The sequence below is a fragment of the Psychrobacillus sp. FSL K6-1464 genome (assembly GCF_038003145.1).
In the GTDB taxonomy this organism is placed as follows: Bacteria; Bacillota; Bacilli; order Bacillales_A; family Planococcaceae; genus Psychrobacillus; species Psychrobacillus psychrotolerans.
Genome location: NZ_JBBOOP010000001.1, coordinates 2,855,751 through 2,873,238, shown reverse-complemented (window position 1 = coordinate 2,873,238; position 17,488 = coordinate 2,855,751). Strand labels below are relative to the sequence as shown.

Annotated in this window: 12 protein-coding genes, 2 tRNA genes and 2 rRNA genes; 13 read left to right on the top strand and 3 right to left on the bottom strand. The window is 40.9% G+C overall.

Annotated elements, in window-relative coordinates; all coding sequences use genetic code 11:
- Positions 1–154 precede the first annotated feature (154 nt).
- From MKX39_RS14635 to nikC, 5 genes are all read left to right on the top strand, one after another.
- A complete protein-coding gene (locus MKX39_RS14635; protein WP_340770032.1) occupies positions 155–1,174 on the top strand; it encodes an ABC transporter ATP-binding protein in 1,020 nt (339 codons plus the stop codon).
- Entirely contained in the window at positions 1,149–2,132 is a 984-nt protein-coding gene (locus MKX39_RS14630; protein WP_340770031.1) for an ABC transporter ATP-binding protein, read from the top strand. Before MKX39_RS14635 ends, MKX39_RS14630 begins: the two co-directional genes overlap by 26 nt.
- 28 nt (positions 2,133–2,160) lie before the next feature.
- Complete coding sequence (locus tag MKX39_RS14625) at positions 2,161–3,789, top strand: ABC transporter substrate-binding protein (RefSeq protein WP_093538179.1); 1,629 nt, start codon at positions 2,161–2,163, stop codon at positions 3,787–3,789.
- 231 nt (positions 3,790–4,020) lie between these two features.
- Complete coding sequence (locus MKX39_RS14620) at positions 4,021–5,025, top strand: ABC transporter permease (protein WP_093538180.1); 1,005 nt, start codon at positions 4,021–4,023, stop codon at positions 5,023–5,025.
- 23 nt (positions 5,026–5,048) lie between these two features.
- Positions 5,049–5,939 (top strand): nickel transporter permease, encoded by an 891-nt coding sequence (gene nikC / locus MKX39_RS14615; protein ID WP_245762752.1) that lies wholly within the window; start codon positions 5,049–5,051, stop codon positions 5,937–5,939.
- Positions 5,940–6,110: 171 nt separating this feature from the next.
- On the opposite strand, the gene MKX39_RS14610 is transcribed toward nikC, so the two are convergent.
- Together MKX39_RS14610 and MKX39_RS14605 are read right to left on the bottom strand one after the other, a co-directional pair.
- The gene (locus tag MKX39_RS14610; RefSeq protein WP_093538182.1) at positions 6,111–7,193 is read right to left on the bottom strand and encodes an FUSC family protein; all 1,083 of its coding nucleotides are present in this window, start codon (positions 7,191–7,193) and stop codon (positions 6,111–6,113) included.
- Positions 7,194–7,229: 36 nt separating this feature from the next.
- On the bottom strand, positions 7,230–8,519 hold the full coding sequence (locus tag MKX39_RS14605) for a glutamate-1-semialdehyde 2,1-aminomutase (RefSeq protein ID WP_093538183.1): 1,290 nt from the start codon (positions 8,517–8,519) through the stop codon (positions 7,230–7,232).
- 181 nt (positions 8,520–8,700) lie between these two features.
- Here MKX39_RS14605 and bcp point away from each other — a divergent pair, with 181 nt between their 5' ends.
- From bcp to perR, 3 genes are all read left to right on the top strand, one after another.
- On the top strand, positions 8,701–9,183 hold the full coding sequence (gene bcp / locus MKX39_RS14600; RefSeq protein WP_340764539.1) for a thioredoxin-dependent thiol peroxidase: 483 nt from the start codon (positions 8,701–8,703) through the stop codon (positions 9,181–9,183).
- A gap of 1 nt (position 9,184) precedes the next feature.
- Entirely contained in the window at positions 9,185–10,126 is a 942-nt protein-coding gene (locus MKX39_RS14595) for a D-2-hydroxyacid dehydrogenase (RefSeq protein ID WP_340770028.1), read from the top strand.
- Between the two features lie 113 nt (positions 10,127–10,239).
- A complete protein-coding gene (gene perR, locus MKX39_RS14590) occupies positions 10,240–10,683 on the top strand; it encodes a peroxide-responsive transcriptional repressor PerR (protein WP_139185114.1) in 444 nt (147 codons plus the stop codon).
- Positions 10,684–10,801: 118 nt separating this feature from the next.
- On the opposite strand, the gene MKX39_RS14585 is transcribed toward perR, so the two are convergent.
- Positions 10,802–11,146, bottom strand: coding sequence for a YgzB family protein (locus MKX39_RS14585; protein WP_093538186.1), 345 nt, complete (start codon positions 11,144–11,146; stop codon positions 10,802–10,804).
- A gap of 133 nt (positions 11,147–11,279) precedes the next feature.
- On the opposite strand from MKX39_RS14585, the gene MKX39_RS14580 reads away from it, so the two are divergent.
- The 5 genes from MKX39_RS14580 to MKX39_RS14560 all read left to right on the top strand — a co-directional run bounded on the left by MKX39_RS14580 (position 11,280) and on the right by MKX39_RS14560 (position 17,396).
- Positions 11,280–12,146, top strand: coding sequence for a nucleotidyltransferase-like protein (locus MKX39_RS14580; protein ID WP_093538187.1), 867 nt, complete (start codon positions 11,280–11,282; stop codon positions 12,144–12,146).
- 386 nt (positions 12,147–12,532) lie between these two features.
- Positions 12,533–14,087, top strand: a 16S ribosomal RNA gene (locus MKX39_RS14575).
- 95 nt (positions 14,088–14,182) lie between these two features.
- Positions 14,183–14,259: transfer RNA gene (locus MKX39_RS14570), tRNA-Ile, on the top strand.
- A 17-nt stretch (positions 14,260–14,276) separates the two neighbouring features.
- Positions 14,277–14,352 (top strand) — tRNA-Ala (locus MKX39_RS14565).
- A gap of 115 nt (positions 14,353–14,467) precedes the next feature.
- Positions 14,468–17,396, top strand: a 23S ribosomal RNA gene (locus MKX39_RS14560).
- Together the 16S and 23S rRNA genes with 2 tRNA genes alongside form the textbook arrangement of a ribosomal RNA operon.
- Positions 17,397–17,488 lie beyond the last annotated feature (92 nt).

The following is a 17,488-nucleotide window of genomic DNA, read 5'->3' as shown; positions in this document are numbered from 1 at the left end:
TTATTCCGCTTATAAGATGTTTTTTTATATTTAGGAAGGGAGGATAGTCGTATGACTTTTCAGAAAAGTGTTGCATAACAGAATTTTTTGTGTAAAATATCATTTATAGTACTTTAGTTAGAAGATTCGAATATTTGTGAAAAGAGGGAACATCATGAGTGAACGACAAACAATTTTGGAAGTGAAAGATCTTCAAACGTCCTTTTTCACAGATGATGGTGTTATTCCATCCGTAGATCATATTGATTTTCATGTAAGAGAAGGCGAGATTCTTGGTATTGTTGGAGAATCAGGATGTGGAAAAAGTGTTACTTCTCTTTCCATCATGGGACTAGTTCCAAGTCCACCAGGGAAAATTACGAGTGGTCAAATATTGTTTGAGGGCAAAGACTTAACAAAGTTTTCTGAGAAAGAAATGCGCAAAGTCCGCGGCAACGATGTGGCAATGATTTTCCAAGAGCCAATGACATCATTAAATCCTTTATTTACAATTGGAAATCAATTACTAGAGGCAATAACCTTACATAAGAAAGACTGGAACAAAAAGAAAGCGAAAGCAAGAGCGATAGAAATGCTAAAACTAGTTGGACTTCCGAGAGCAGAAGAACTTATGAATGACTATCCACATCAGCTCTCCGGTGGAATGAGACAGCGTGTAATGATAGCTATGGCATTAGTTTGTGATCCCAAGCTCTTGATAGCTGATGAACCGACAACAGCTTTAGATGTAACTATTCAAGCCCAAATATTAAAGTTAATGCGCGAGTTAAATGAACGGCTGAATACGGCGGTAATATTAATAACGCATGATCTAGGCGTAGTAGCTGAAACTTGTGAACGAGTTGTAGTGATGTATGCAGGAAAAGTAGTAGAAGAGGGCACCGTGGATACAATCTTTAATAACCCACAGCATCCATATACAAAAGGTTTAATTGCTTCTGTTCCAGATATGCGATATAAAAAACAGCGCCTCTACTCTATTCCTGGGAGTGTTCCAAAGCCTGGATCCATCAAACAAGGTTGCAGATTTGCAGCTCGCTGTGAATTTGTAGAAGGAAGATGTACGGAAGAAAATCCTCCTCTATATGAAACAGCGGAAGGTCATAAAACAAGATGCTTCTTATACGATGAAAAGGAGGTTTTGGAAGATGACAGAGCCGCTGTTAAAAGTTGAAGGATTGAAAAAGTATTTTCCAATACGTACTGGGATGTTAGGAAAACATACAGGTAATGTGAAAGCTGTAGATGATATTTCTTTCTTTGTAAATGAAGGAGAAACTCTAGGAATAGTGGGTGAATCTGGTTGTGGTAAATCTACTACAGGCAGGATGCTTATGAGATTACTAGAGCCTACTGAAGGAAAAGTGACGTTTAACGGAAAAGATCTAACGAGTATTTCAAATGATGAGATGAGAAAAGCTAGACGTGAAATACAAATGGTATTCCAAGATCCTTATGCTTCTTTAAATCCACGTCATACAATTGAAAAGATTCTAATGGAGCCTTTAATTGTCCATAATATTGGAGACCCAAAGAGTAGAAAAAAGAAAGTACATGACTTTCTAGAAATTGTCGGTTTAAGTAGCTATCATGCCAAACGTTATCCACATCAATTTAGTGGAGGACAAAGGCAACGTATAGGAATAGCAAGAGCATTGATGACTAATCCGAAGTTGATAATAGCGGATGAGCCAGTGTCGGCACTCGACGTTTCGATACAGGCACAAGTCTTGAATCTCATGCAAGATTTACAGAAGGAGCTCAAGTTAACTTATATCTTTATTGCTCATGATTTGGGAGTTGTTCGCCATATCAGTGATCGTGTAGGGGTAATGTATTTAGGAAGAATGGTAGAACTCGCTACAAGTGAATCCATGTATGCTGAACCTTTACATCCTTATACAAAAGCTTTACTTTCTGCAGTTCCAGTTCCAGATCCGGAGTTTAAACGGGAACAAATTATTTTAGAAGGAGACATTCCAAGTCCCTCAAATCCACCTTCTGGGTGTACCTTCCATACAAGATGTCCTTTTAAGATGGATATTTGTGTGAAGGATGTTCCACAATTACAAGAAGCTAAAACAGGTCATTTTGTTGCATGCCATTTATATAATGAGCAATTGCAGCATTGATAATAAATAAATAATTGGAGGGGTCCAAATGGGAAAAACGAAGATATGGTCATTTTTGCTGCTGATGTTCGTTGCACTTACTATGGTACTTGCTGCGTGTTCATCTGACGATTCATCAGACGGCGATACAAAAAAAGATAATGACAAGGGAACTACAGAAACTGCGGAAGATAAAGTATTAATCTTTGGTCGTGGAGGAGATTCTGTTTCACTAGATCCAGCTGCTGTAACGGATGGTGAATCATTCAAAGTTACACAAAACGTGCAAGAAACTTTATTAAACTTTGGTGAGCAAGATACAACAATTAATGAAGGATTAGCTACAAAGTGGGAGCCATCAGAAGACGGACTTTCGTATACATTCACACTTCGTGAAGGTGTAAAATTCCATGATGGAACTGATTTTAATGCAGAAGCAGTTGTTAAAAACTTTGAACGTTGGGCTAGCGGTTCTGAAGATCTATTCCCATATTATGGGTCTATGTTCGGTGGATATGCTGGTGATGAAGGTCATGTAATTGAATCAGTTACTGCTGAGGGAGATTACACGGTAATATTCAAACTTACGCGTGCACAAGCACCTTTCTTGAAAAATATTGCAATGAGTCCATTCGCTATTGCAAGTCCAACTGCATTTGAAGCAGCAGGAGATAAATATGGAGATAGCCCAGTCGGTACTGGACCATTCAAATTTGTAGAGTGGAAACGTAATGATTCTATCACTATTGAAAAGTATGAAGAGTATTGGAATTCAGAAGAGCCGAAATTAGATCGTGTTGTTTTCCGTGCAATTCCTGATAACTCTGCTCGTTTAAACTCTCTTTTAACTGGAGAAATTGATTTAGCTGATGGTGTAAATCCTTCGGACGGAGCTACAGTTGAGTCAGAGGCAGCTCTCCAACTATTCGAACGTCCATCTATGAATGTTGGGTACCTTGGGTTAACAAATACTCGTCCTCCATTCGATAACCCAAAAGTTCGTCAAGCTGTAAACTATGCAATTGATAAACAAGCTATTGTGGACGCTTTCTTTGAAGGTCGTGCAGAGGTAGCGAAAAACCCTATGCCATCTTCTATTAGTGGATACAATGAAGATATTCCGGGTTATGAGTACGATCCAGAAAAAGCGAAGCAATTATTAGCAGATGCTGGTATGGCTGACGGTTTTGAAATGGAACTATGGGCAATGCCTGTACCACGTCCTTATATGCCAGATGGTGCAAAAGTTGCTGAAGCTATTCAAAAGAACTTAGCTGATGTTGGTATTACTGCTAATATCGTATCTTATGAATGGGCTACTTATTTAGAAAAAGCTAAAAATGGTGAAGCAGATGCATTCTTATTAGGTTGGACTGGTGATAATGGAGATGCGGACAACTTTATCTATGTTTTACTTGACGAAGATAATATCGGAAGTAACAACTATAGCTACTACAAAAACGATGAGACACATAAAATCTTAATCGAAGCACAAACAGAAGTAGACGAAGACAAACGTAATGAACTTTATAAACAAGCACAAGAATTAATCTTTGAGGATGCTCCGTGGGTTCCACTTGCTCACTCAACACCATTACTAGCTGGAGATGCTGAAATTACTAATTTCTTCCCACATCCAACTGGTTCTGATAGATTAAACAAGGTCGACTTTAAGTAATAAGCTTAAGGGGGGAGGTCTTCGTGATTTCTCCCCTTTATTCATTAAATTAGAAATTGTATTTATTCAGCATTTGTTTAGCTCCTACGTCTAGTCCCTCGAGTCGCTTCAAGATATCAGGGGCGTATGATGAGGGTCAGTAGTTGTGACACGACGATCATAATCATATACTGACTTCCAATTACATAGGCGTTTGTGCTTTTCTTAATTTAAATTAGAGAGGTGAAGAAAATGCTTCACTATATCGGTAAACGATTATTACAATTGATACCTGTATTACTTGGTATGACATTTGTTGTTTTCATGATCATACGAGCAATTCCTGGTAATCCCGCACAAGTAATATTAGGACAATTAGCATCTAAAGAAGCGATAGAAGCATTGGAGATTAAACTAGGCTTGAACCAGCCTTGGTATACACAATACTTTGACTATTTAGCTGGTCTCCTAAAAGGTGATTTGGGCGAATCTATGCGAACGGTTCAACCAGTTGCTAAAGAGATTTGGCCATACTTGGCTGCAACAATGGAGCTAGCTTTCTTTGCCATTATTATTGCAGTAATAATTGGAGTTAATGCAGGTATTATATCGGCTTGGTTCCAAAACTCTTGGTTTGATTATATGGCAATGGTCTTAGCTTTAATCGGAGTATCCATGCCAATTTTTTGGTTAGGATTGATGGAACAGTGGATTTTTGGTATTGAATTACAATGGCTTCCAACGACTGGTCGAGAAGAGGTTCGAGATCCCATTAACTCCATCACGAGCTTGTATGTAATAGATACAATTATACAGGGAAGATTCGATCAACTAGGTACTGTACTGAAACATTTAATATTACCTGGTATTGCGTTAGCAACAATTCCGATGGCGATAATTGCTCGTATGACTAGATCAAGTATGCTTGAAGTAATGAGAGCGGATTATGTTCGCACTGCTAGAGCTAAAGGGCAGAAAATGTTTTTTGTAGTTTACAAACATGCTTTAAAAAATGCAATTATACCCGTATTAACTGTAATTGGACTTCAAACTGGGCTTTTACTTGGAGGCGCTATTTTAACGGAGACTATCTTCGGATGGCCAGGAATCGGCAGGTATATTTACGAAGCTATTTCGTTCCGTGATTATCCAGTAATTCAGTCGGGTATATTGGTTGTCGCTTTTATATTCGTGATGATTAACTTATTTGTAGATATTTTATATGGGTTAGTAGATCCGAGGATTAAATATGATTAAAAGGAGGAATAGATATGTCCGAAATGGTTCCGAATGCGACAAATGATCAACTAATAGTAACTAAAGAAACGTCGACCGGTCCTTGGCGAGATGCATGGCGTAGCTTTCGAAAAAACAAAGGAGCGCTTGTAGGAGCAGGGATTGTCTTATTCTTCTTATTTTTAGCATTTTTTGGTCCTTGGCTTGCACCACAAGGTATTAATGATCAGCTTTTAACAGATCGATTGAAACCACCGTCTAGTAAGTATTGGTTTGGTACGGATGATTTTGGTCGTGATATATTCTCTAGAATTATTTATGGAGCTAGAATCTCCTTAATGGTAGGGTTTTTCTCTGTTATTGGTTCTGTAGTAGCTGGTAGTATTTTAGGTATTATTGCAGGTTACTATGGGAAATGGATAGACATGATTATTTCAAGAATTTTCGATATCATGTTAGCTTTTCCAAGTATATTATTGGCCATTGCTGTAGTTTCTGTCTTAGGACCGTCTTTACAAAATGCATTGATTGCTATTGCGATTATTAATATTCCTAACTTTGGTCGCCTAATACGCTCGAAAGTTCTAAGTATTAAAGAAGAAGAGTACATAACATCTGCTAAAGCAATTGGGATGAGGGACATTCGAATTTTGTTTTCTCATATTCTACCTAATTCTATGGCACCGGTTATTGTTGCAGGAACACTGGCAATCGCTTCAGCTATTATTGAAGCAGCTGCTCTAGGGTTCTTAGGATTGGGAGCTCAAGCGCCTGCTCCTGAATGGGGGAAAATGCTAGCGGATGCCCGTATGTATTTAAGAAATGCACCGTGGACGATGATTTTCCCAGGAGTAGCAATAATGTTAACAGTTGTAGGATTTAACTTGATGGGTGATGGACTCCGAGATGCACTAGATCCGAAGATGAAAAATTAATAACCGTGCCACTTAGCATTCTAACGCTAAGTGGCATTTTTTTAGAAGAACTTTTACGAGGCGTTACTATTTTATTTGTTGTATTTGCTAAACAACAATCGGACGATCCAACTAATAATATCTAAAAAAAAACTGGTTGGTCGCGAGAAAACTCACGATCAACCAGTTTTTTTAATAAGGAGTTTCTTCAATTTCAACAGTCAGCTCTTCGCTATGAAAGTTTTGATATGAGGTGATGAGTTTATCCACATGTTCCAATTGTTCCTCATAGCTTAAAATAGCAGATAGTAAATGTAGCAGATGGTATGAAGAAAACTCCTCTTCCATTTGTGTAATAGTAATTTGTTTGACGAAAATATCCATTACTTCTTGCCTTTGTAAAAATGCCTCGGAATCGTTCTCTTCAATATGCTCGGGTCTTAACTTACCGATGAATTTCAAATGGAGCTGTTCATGATAGGTTAATAGAGTATCCAATCTTTCCTTTATCATCATTAGAAAATGTTCGGGAAGAAGAGTAAATTCATGCTCATGGTGATGCAACTTTTTTAGTACATCTAAGCTTTTATAGGAAGCCGAAATTAATTCGCGGTAGACGACTAATTTTCTTCCCTTTGTGTGGTTTGCTTTCTTAGTGTATCCACGTTCTTCTTTAAAGAATGAGTATATTTGATCAACACGAACAAGTCTTTCATTTAATTGACTAATGGTTTGTTTAGTCGATTGATGATCGGATGCTTGTCGAACTGCTATTCGTAACCAACGAATTATTTCGTCCTGTGTATAGTGAATTGCATTGAATAGCTTCTTTTCAAACTTAGGAGGTAAAAATACTAAATTCACAATAAAAGCAGATATTACTCCAACTAGAATGGTAGCAAATCGTAATACTGCAAATAGTAGAAAGTCATCTCCTTGTATTTCCATAATCGCAATTACCGTAACAAGAGCAAGTGTTAAGGCTTTCTCTAATTTTAGTTTAAGCATAATTGTAATGGTGATGATTGCAGCAAATCCTACGATTACATAATCTTTACCGAAAACTAAAGAGAAGATAACCGCAACAATGGCTCCGATTAAGTTCCCTTGAATTTGTTCAGTGGCTGTTTTATACGACCTATATATAGAAGGTTGAATGGCGAAAATAGCTGCTATTCCTGCAAATACAGGATTGGGAAGCTGAAGTAATTCAGCTATGAATAAAGAAAATACAATAGCTACTCCAGTTTTAAATATTCGAGCTCCTAATTTCATTAAATCCAATCCTTTCGTAAGAAACAGCGCACTTGTTTATTGAAGTTTAGCAAATGCATTATTAACTGCAGAAAGTGTTTCTTGAATATCACTTTCTGTATGCGCAGTTGTGATAAACCAAGCTTCGTATTTTGAAGGTGCCAAGTTAATACCTTGGTTTAACATTAGCTTAAAGAACTTCGCAAACATTTCCCCATCACTTGCTTCTGCTTGTTCATAATTCTCTACTTTCACATCTGTGAAGTAAACGGAAAGTGCGCCTTTAATACGATTAATAGTGATGGTGACATTATTTTTCTTGGCTGCTTCTAAAATACCGACCTCAAGTAGTCCACCTAGTCTATCGAGTTCATCATATAACCCGGGAGTTTGTAAAACTTCTAAGCAAGCAATACCCGCTTGCATAGACGCTGGATTACCTGCCATAGTTCCCGCTTGGTATGCTGGTCCTAATGGGGCAACTTGCTCCATAATTTCTTTTCTGCCGCCGTAAGCACCTATTGGAAGACCTCCACCGATGATTTTACCTAATGCTGTTAAGTCAGGTGTTTGCTCTAACATAGTAGATGCTGCGCCGTAATGGAAACGGAATGCGGTAATTACTTCGTCGTAAATAACTAGTGCACCTTTATCTTTTGCCAATTTATGAACTAGTGGAAGGAAATCTTCATTTGGCTCTACCATGCCAAAGTTTCCTACGATTGGCTCCACTAAAATACAAGCTAATTCGTCTCCCCATTTCTCCATAGCTTCCTCAAAAGCTTTTGGATCATTAAATGGAATAGTAATTACTTCTTTCGCTGTTTCTTTAGAAACACCCGCAGAGTCAGGAGTACCTAATGTAGCAGGACCTGAACCAGCTGCAACTAGTACTAAATCAAAGTGGCCATGATAGCATCCCGCGAATTTCATCACTTTTGTTCTTCCAGTATAAGCACGAGCAACTCGAATTGTTGTCATTACTGCTTCTGTTCCTGAGTTAACAAAACGAACTTTGTCCATTGAGGGAATAGCATCCTTTAACATTTTTGCAAAGGTTACTTCATGTTTTGTTGGAGTCCCATATAACAAACCAGTTTGTGCCGCTTTTGTGATGGCCTCGGTAATATGAGGATGTGCATGACCTGTAATAATAGGTCCGTATGCCGCTAAATAGTCGATATATTTATTGCCATCCACGTCATAAAAATAAGCACCTTCTGCTCTTTCCATAACGATAGGTGCTCCTCCACCTACTGCTTTATATGATCGTGATGGACTGTTTACACCACCTACTATATGTTCTAGTGCCTCAATTTGAATTTTTTCTGATTGTGTTTGTTTCAATGTCCTAGCCTCCGCTCAGTTTGTTTACAGATAGAAAGTATAACGTTTCTATTCAATTATTGTCTAGTATACTAATTCTTTAAGTTCCTCTTAATTGTAGACAATAATATTGAAAATTGCTAAGAAAATTGAACAAAGTGAGTAACTTCGTTACGATATATATATAATAGGAGGGATTATGATGGAAAAACTAGAAGGCATGGTAGCACCTAACTTTTCATTGAAAAATGAAAAAGGAGAAATTATTTCATTAAAAGACTTTGCAGGGAAGAAATATGTCGTTTTGTATTTTTACCCAAAGGATGCTACACCGGGCTGTACAACGGAAGCATGTGATTTTAAAGCCGCTCATACAAGTTTCACTGATTTAAATGCAGTTATTCTTGGAGTTAGCGCAGATGATGAAAAGGCTCATACAAAATTTATAGACAAGCATGGTCTTCCATTTTCGCTATTAGTAGATGATACGCATGAAGTATCGGAGGCATATGGAGTATGGAAGTTGAAAAAGAATTTTGGAAAAGAGTATATGGGTATCGAACGTTCTACTTTTTTAATCGATCCTACTGGAACGGTCGTAAAAGAATGGAATAAAGTTAAAGTCGACGGACACGTAGAAGAAGCACTTCTAACATTAAAATCATTAGTGACTGAAGGGCAATAATATGAATATATTGTTTTCTTTTTTACCAAAGCCGGAGCAACAGGATGAATTAGTAAAAAAGTACCCAGATGCAGAATTTATATTTCAAAAAGGTTTAAATGAAGAACTGCTAAAGTCAGCGTCAATTCTAGTTACATACGGCGAAGACATAGATGCACCTCATCTCAAAACTGCCGAACAGCTAAAATGGATTATGGTGGCTTCTGCTGGCTTAGAAAAAATGCCGTTACTGGAAATTGCAAAGAGAGGCATTGTCGTTACCAATGTACGTGGAATTCACAAAACTCCAATGGCAGAAACGATCTTAGCCCATATACTTTCTATTAAGAAGTCACTCCCGTTGATCAATGAAAATCAACGAAAAGGGAAATGGTCTAAGCGTGTGTCTCCAACCGAATTACTAGGTTCAACTGCAATCATATTAGGTCCCGGTGCAATAGGCGGGGAAGTAGGAAGAATACTACAGGCTTTTGGCGTGCACACAATTGGATGTAATAGCAGTGGAAAACTGCCTCCATTTATGGACGAAATAGTTACCTTCGATAAACTAAATGAAGTTTTACCGAAAGCGGATATTGTTATTTCCATTCTACCAAGTACGGAGCAAACAAAGGGATTATTCACATACGAGCATTTACAGTCTATGAAGCAGAGTGCAATCTTTATGAATTTTGGACGTGGTGATTTAGTGAAAGAACAACACTTACTACGTGCATTAGAAGAAGAGAGAATCGCATATGCAGTACTGGATGTATTTGAGAAGGAACCACTTGCCGCAGAACACCCATTTTGGAGTATGAATAATGTAATCGTTTCTCCACATATCTCCAGTCACTCTTCTCAATATGTAATAAGAGCGCTACAAATTTTCTCAAGTAATTTAAATGCTTGGATGGAGCAAAAGCCACTGGAAAATGAGATTGATTTGGAAAAGGGTTACTAATCTATGTATATCTTTCCTTAACGAGTAATAAATTTGACAGTTCATGCCCTTTCTATTTATACTTATTGTAACAATTATAATTAAAGAATGAATATGAAAAGAGGTGCATTGCGATGACGGAAGTACATTTAAGAGATGCTTTAGATACATTAAAATCGACTGGTGTACGAATTACACCTCAACGCCATGCGATACTGGAATTTATTATCCAATCTATGTCACATCCCACAGCGGACGATATATATAAAGCACTAGAAAGTAAATTTCCTAGCATGAGTGTTGCAACGGTTTATAATAATTTACGTGTTTTTAGAGAAGCAGGACTCGTTAAAGAGTTAACATACGGCGATTCTTCTAGTCGTTTTGATTTTGTTACGAATGATCATTATCATATGATTTGCGACGCTTGCGGTAAAATTGTTGATTTTCATTATCCTGGATTAGATGAAGTAGAACATTTAGCTTCTCATTTAACTGGGTTTGATGTAAGTTATCATCGAATGGAAATTTACGGTGTTTGTCCAACATGCAAAGAGCATGCAACTAAAGTTCAATAAGCAAAACCGAGCGTAGTAAGACACGCTCGGTTTTTTATTTGAAAACATAGCATTTTCACTTCCACCTTCTACCTACTTAGAATAGAAAAAACACTTTGCTAAAAAAGCAAAGTGTCCATTATCTTTTTTTATTCAATGCTTCATCAAATTCTTGACCTTCAAGATTAGGATCTAGCGTTAAAGGTTCTTTACAATACATACACATATCTACTCTACCTAATACTTTAGTATGCTTACCACAGTTAGGACATACAACAGGCACTGCTTTTGTTGATAATAATCCAATCCAGCCATAGACTGCTGTACTAGCTAAAATAGATAGTAGCCCCAGCGTTACGAAAATGGTAACTAATATACCGTTATCTTTAAAAAAGATTGCACCGTACATAATGATAAAACCAAAGAATATAAGTCCAAGTGCAAACGAACGTATACGATTTATTTTGTTTTTATAGGGTTTCATTTTTCAGCCTCCTAATTTCTACATACACTATATCATATTTTAGTATAAAGTTAAGTTAGGAATGAATTGATAGAAGGAAATATAGAAAAGTTGTCGAAAATTTATAGTAGAAGTAAATAAAGGAGGCTTCATTTTGGAAGCGTTATTGAGACCGATTTATCAAGAAAGAGCAAGTGAACCTAATACACTTGGTGTTATTTTAGTAGAGAAACGGGCAGATTTTAGTCCTATTACAGATATGTTTGACTCTATTTTATTAATATTAACGAAAGAATCTGAGGTACCTGTTTTTACAAAGCATTATACGTATGAGGATAAAAAAACTGCGCTTCATATAATTACAGAAAAGCAGTTAAGAAAATGGCTCTTGTTGGGAACTAACCCGAAACTGGTGGATTGGTTAATCAACGGTCGTGTGGTATTTGATCGCAATGAATATGTAGAAAGTTTAAAACAAGAGCTATACGTATTTCCGATAAACGGAAGAAAAGCTCGAATGGGTATAGAGTTTGCCAAACTAACGAGACGGTATTTAGAAGGGAAGCTATTTTTTGAACAACGTAATTTCTTAGATGCCTATAATCATATGGTAGATTCTTTACATCATCTAGCACGATTAGCTGTTTTTGAAAATGGTATGCATCCAGAAGTGATGGTATGGAATCAAGTAAAAGCATTAGATCCTTCTATATATAAATTGTACGATGAGTTAATCTCTAGTGATGAATCATTAGAAAAAAGATTAGAGCTTTTGTTTTTAGCGAGTGACTTTTTGATTCATTCCCGATCAAAAGATGGAGCGCAACACATTATAGAAGTACTTGGGTCAAAAGAGTTTTGGACGATCCAAGAAATTCATGAGCAAGAAGAGCTTAAAAACTACTCTGTAGATTTAGAGGTTTTCATCGAGTTTCTAATAGATAAAGGGTATATTTCAATTGAAGAACAGCAAACCAAAAGCAACGCGATCATGCATAGATACTACAAAGTGATGATGTAGAAACAACATTTAAAAACGAACAATGAAATTTGTTCGTTTTTATTGTTGACATAATAAATAAATGCATGGTATTATAATAAGCGTCGTCAAAAACAACACAAACTATTTCAAACAAATAATAGTGAAAAAGTTTTTTAGAAAAACTTCTTGACACTTAACGAGTACGATGGTAAATTAGAGAAGTCGCAAAAAACGACACAACAAAATGAACATTGAAAACTGAACATGCAAAACGTTAAGAAACATAGCTTTCAACTAACTTAGTTAGGATGATAGCAAAACAATTTTGGACATCATTTAATGATGATGCCAGCAAAACAAAATGAGCTTTTAAACTAGTTCTAATTTGTTCGCTCTCAATATGCTCTGCATACTGAAAGTGAACTATTATGGAGAGTTTGATCCTGGCTCAGGACGAACGCTGGCGGCATGCCTAATACATGCAAGTCGAGCGAATGACGAAGAAGCTTGCTTCTTCTGATTTAGCGGCGGACGGGTGAGTAACACGTGGGCAACCTGCCCTGTAGATTGGGATAACTCCGGGAAACCGGGGCTAATACCGAATAATCCATTTCCTCACATGGGGAGATGTTAAAAGACGGCATCTCGCTGTCACTACAGGATGGGCCCGCGGCGCATTAGCTAGTTGGTGAGGTAACGGCTCACCAAGGCGACGATGCGTAGCCGACCTGAGAGGGTGATCGGCCACACTGGGACTGAGACACGGCCCAGACTCCTACGGGAGGCAGCAGTAGGGAATCTTCCACAATGGACGAAAGTCTGATGGAGCAATGCCGCGTGAGTGAAGAAGGTTTTCGGATCGTAAAACTCTGTTGTGAGGGAAGAACAAGTACGAGAGTAACTGCTCGTACCTTGACGGTACCTCATTAGAAAGCCACGGCTAACTACGTGCCAGCAGCCGCGGTAATACGTAGGTGGCAAGCGTTGTCCGGAATTATTGGGCGTAAAGCGCGCGCAGGCGGTCCTTTAAGTCTGATGTGAAATCCCACGGCTCAACCGTGGAAGGTCATTGGAAACTGGGGGACTTGAGTACAGAAGAGGAAAGCGGAATTCCAAGTGTAGCGGTGAAATGCGTAGAGATTTGGAGGAACACCAGTGGCGAAGGCGGCTTTCTGGTCTGTAACTGACGCTGAGGCGCGAAAGCGTGGGGAGCAAACAGGATTAGATACCCTGGTAGTCCACGCCGTAAACGATGAGTGCTAAGTGTTAGGGGGTTTCCGCCCCTTAGTGCTGCAGCTAACGCATTAAGCACTCCGCCTGGGGAGTACGGTCGCAAGACTGAAACTCAAAGGAATTGACGGGGGCCCGCACAAGCGGTGGAGCATGTGGTTTAATTCGAAGCAACGCGAAGAACCTTACCAGGTCTTGACATCCCGCTGACCGGCCTAGAGATAGGCTTTTCCCTTCGGGGACAGCGGTGACAGGTGGTGCATGGTTGTCGTCAGCTCGTGTCGTGAGATGTTGGGTTAAGTCCCGCAACGAGCGCAACCCTTGATCTTAGTTGCCAGCATTTAGTTGGGCACTCTAAGGTGACTGCCGGTGATAAACCGGAGGAAGGTGGGGATGACGTCAAATCATCATGCCCCTTATGACCTGGGCTACACACGTGCTACAATGGACGGTACAGAGGGTCGCAACCCCGCGAGGGTGAGCAAATCCCATAAAACCGTTCTCAGTTCGGATTGTAGGCTGCAACTCGCCTACATGAAGCCGGAATCGCTAGTAATCGTGGATCAGCATGCCACGGTGAATACGTTCCCGGGCCTTGTACACACCGCCCGTCACACCACGAGAGTTTGTAACACCCGAAGTCGGTGGGGTAACCCTTACGGGAGCCAGCCGCCGAAGGTGGGACAGATGATTGGGGTGAAGTCGTAACAAGGTAGCCGTATCGGAAGGTGCGGCTGGATCACCTCCTTTCTAAGGATAATATCGGAATACGAATCTTTATTCGTATCTTAACGTTTTGCAGTTCAGTTTTGAATGTTCATATTTATTATATGGAAATTCAAAGAGGGCCTATAGCTCAGCTGGTTAGAGCGCACGCCTGATAAGCGTGAGGTCGATGGTTCGAGTCCATTTAGGCCCACCATACCCTTTTTAAACCCCGGGGCCTTAGCTCAGCTGGGAGAGCGCCTGCCTTGCACGCAGGAGGTCAGCGGTTCGATCCCGCTAGGCTCCACCAAAGATTATTATTTGTTCTTTGAAAACTGGATAAAACGACATTGAAACAATAAACAACAAGAAATTCTGTTGTGATTATTTACGTAATCACAACGTGTAAGACTTTTTAACTTTTAGGTTAAGTTAATAAGGGCGCACGGTGAATGCCTTGGCACTAGGAGTCGACGAAGGACGGCACTAACACCGATATGCTTCGGGGAGCTGTAAGTGAGCTTTGATCCGGAGATTTCCGAATGGGGAAACCCACTGTTCGTAATGGAGCAGTACATTTGCGTGAATACATAGCGCATCTGAGACACACCCAGGGAACTGAAACATCTAAGTACCTGGAGGAAGAGAAAGAAAATTCGATTCCCTGAGTAGCGGCGAGCGAAACGGGAATAGCCCAAACCAAAAGGCTTGCCTTTTGGGGTTGTAGGACACTCTACATAGAGTTACAAAGGAATGAGTTAGACGAAGCGATCTGGAAAGGTCCGCAGGATAGGGTAAAAGCCCCGTAGTCTAAAATTCATTCTCTCTTGAGTGTATCCTGAGTACGGCGGAACACGTGAAATTCCGTCGGAATCTGGGAGGACCATCTCCCAAGGCTAAATACTACCTAGTGACCGATAGTGAACCAGTACCGTGAGGGAAAGGTGAAAAGCACCCCGGAAGGGGAGTGAAATAGATCCTGAAACCGTGTGCCTACAAGTAGTTAGAGCCCGTTAATGGGTGATAGCGTGCCTTTTGTAGAATGAACCGGCGAGTTACGATCCCATGCAAGGTTAAGTCGAGAAGACGGAGCCGCAGCGAAAGCGAGTCTGAATAGGGCGAATGAGTATGTGGTCGTAGACCCGAAACCAGGTGATCTACCCATGTCCAGGATGAAGGTAAGGTAACACTTACTGGAGGTCCGAACCCACGCACGTTGAAAAGTGCGGGGATGAGGTGTGGGTAGCGGAGAAATTCCAATCGAACCTGGAGATAGCTGGTTCTCTCCGAAATAGCTTTAGGGCTAGCCTCAAACGTTAGAATCTTGGAGGTAGAGCACTGTTTGGACTAGGGGCCCATCCCGGGTTACCGAATTCAGACAAACTCCGAATGCCAATGATTTATGTTTGGGAGTCAGACTGCGAGTGATAAGATCCGTAGTCAAGAGGGAAACAGCCCAGACCACCAGCTAAGGTCCCAAAGTATTTGTTAAGTGGAAAAGGATGTGGCGTTGCTTAGACAACCAGGATGTTGGCTTAGAAGCAGCCATCATTTAAAGAGTGCGTAATAGCTCACTGGTCGAGTGACGCTGCGCCGAAAATGTATCGGGGCTAAACAAATCACCGAAGCTGTGGATTGATACCTTTGGTATCAGTGGTAGGAGAGCGTTCTAAGGGCGTTGAAGTCAGACCGGAAGGACTGGTGGAGCGCTTAGAAGTGAGAATGCCGGTATGAGTAGCGAAAGACGGGTGAGAATCCCGTCCACCGTATGACTAAGGTTTCCTGAGGAAGGCTCGTCCGCTCAGGGTTAGTCGGGACCTAAGCCGAGGCCGATAGGCGTAGGCGATGGATAACAGGTTGATATTCCTGTACCACCAAACCACCGTTTGAGTAATGGGGGGACGCAGAAGGATAGGGTAAGCATGCTGTTGGTTATGCATGTCCAAGCAGTAAGGTGTGAATGTAGGCAAATCCGCATTCTTTAACATTGAGCTGTGATGGCGAGGACGTATGTCTAGAGTTCCTGATTTCACACTGCCAAGAAAAGCCTCTAGCGAGGTGAAAGGTGCCCGTACCGCAAACCGACACAGGTAGTCGAGGAGAGAATCCTAAGGTGAGCGAGAGAACTCTCGTTAAGGAACTCGGCAAAATGACCCCGTAACTTCGGGAGAAGGGGTGCTCTTTTGGGTTCATAGCCTAGAAGAGCCGCAGTGAATAGGCCCAGGCGACTGTTTAGCAAAAACACAGGTCTATGCAAAACCGTAAGGTGAAGTATATGGGCTGACGCCTGCCCGGTGCTGGAAGGTTAAGAGGAGTGCTTAGCGCAAGCGAAGGTGCGAATTGAAGCCCCAGTAAACGGCGGCCGTAACTATAACGGTCCTAAGGTAGCGAAATTCCTTGTCGGGTAAGTTCCGACCCGCACGAAAGGCGTAACGATCTGGGCACTGTCTCAACGAGAGACTCGGTGAAATTATAGTACCTGTGAAGATGCAGGTTACCCGCGACAGGACGGAAAGACCCCGTGGAGCTTTACTATAGCTTGATATTGAATTTTGGTGCAACTTGTACAGGATAGGCAGGAGCCTTAGAGCCCGGAGCGCCAGCTTCGGAGGAGGCGTCGGTGGGATACTGCCCTGGTTGTATTGAAATTCTAACCCATACCCGTAACCCGGGTAGGAGACAGTGTCAGGCGGGTAGTTTGACTGGGGCGGTCGCCTCCTAAAGTGTAACGGAGGCGCCCAAAGGTTCCCTCAGAATGGTTGGAAATCATTCGAAGAGTGTAAAGGCAGAAGGGAGCTTGACTGCGAGACCTACAAGTCGAGCAGGGTCGAAAGACGGGCTTAGTGATCCGGTGGTTCCGCATGGAAGGGCCATCGCTCAACGGATAAAAGCTACCCCGGGGATAACAGGCTTATCTCCCCCAAGAGTCCACATCGACGGGGAGGTTTGGCACCTCGATGTCGGCTCATCGCATCCTGGGGCTGTAGTCGGTCCCAAGGGTTGGGCTGTTCGCCCATTAAAGCGGTACGCGAGCTGGGTTCAGAACGTCGTGAGACAGTTCGGTCCCTATCCGTCGTGGGCGTAGGAAATTTGAGAGGAGCTGTCCTTAGTACGAGAGGACCGGGATGGACACACCGCTGGTGTACCAGTTGTTCTGCCAAGAGCATCGCTGGGTAGCTATGTGTGGACGGGATAAGTGCTGAAAGCATCTAAGCACGAAGCCCCCCTCAAGATGAGATTTCCCATTACGCAAGTAAGTAAGATCCCTCAAAGACGATGAGGTAGATAGGTTCGGGGTGGAAGCGTGGCGACACGTGCAGCTGACGAATACTAATCGATCGAGGACTTAACCAAATTTTGTTTAACGTAACAATGTCGTTTATCCAGTTTTGAAAGTACAAAAAAAATATAAAAAAAAGCTTGAATTATTTTCTAGTTTTGTTATA

Excerpts from the sequence above, each read along its gene's own strand:
- MKX39_RS14585 (WP_093538186.1), bottom strand. The coding sequence starts at position 11,146 with ATGAAACCCTATAAAAACAAAATAAATCGTATACGTTCGTTTGCACTT.
- bcp (WP_340764539.1), top strand. The coding sequence starts at position 8,701 with ATGGAAAAACTAGAAGGCATGGTAGCACCTAACTTTTCATTGAAAAAT.
- MKX39_RS14635 (WP_340770032.1), top strand. The coding sequence starts at position 155 with ATGAGTGAACGACAAACAATTTTGGAAGTGAAAGATCTTCAAACGTCC.
- nikC (WP_245762752.1), top strand. The coding sequence starts at position 5,049 with ATGGTTCCGAATGCGACAAATGATCAACTAATAGTAACTAAAGAAACG.
- MKX39_RS14620 (WP_093538180.1), top strand. The coding sequence starts at position 4,021 with ATGCTTCACTATATCGGTAAACGATTATTACAATTGATACCTGTATTA.
- MKX39_RS14630 (WP_340770031.1), top strand. The coding sequence starts at position 1,149 with ATGACAGAGCCGCTGTTAAAAGTTGAAGGATTGAAAAAGTATTTTCCA.
- MKX39_RS14595 (WP_340770028.1), top strand. The coding sequence starts at position 9,185 with ATGAATATATTGTTTTCTTTTTTACCAAAGCCGGAGCAACAGGATGAA.
- MKX39_RS14625 (WP_093538179.1), top strand. The coding sequence starts at position 2,161 with ATGGGAAAAACGAAGATATGGTCATTTTTGCTGCTGATGTTCGTTGCA.
- perR (WP_139185114.1), top strand. The coding sequence starts at position 10,240 with ATGACGGAAGTACATTTAAGAGATGCTTTAGATACATTAAAATCGACT.
- MKX39_RS14610 (WP_093538182.1), bottom strand. The coding sequence starts at position 7,193 with ATGAAATTAGGAGCTCGAATATTTAAAACTGGAGTAGCTATTGTATTT.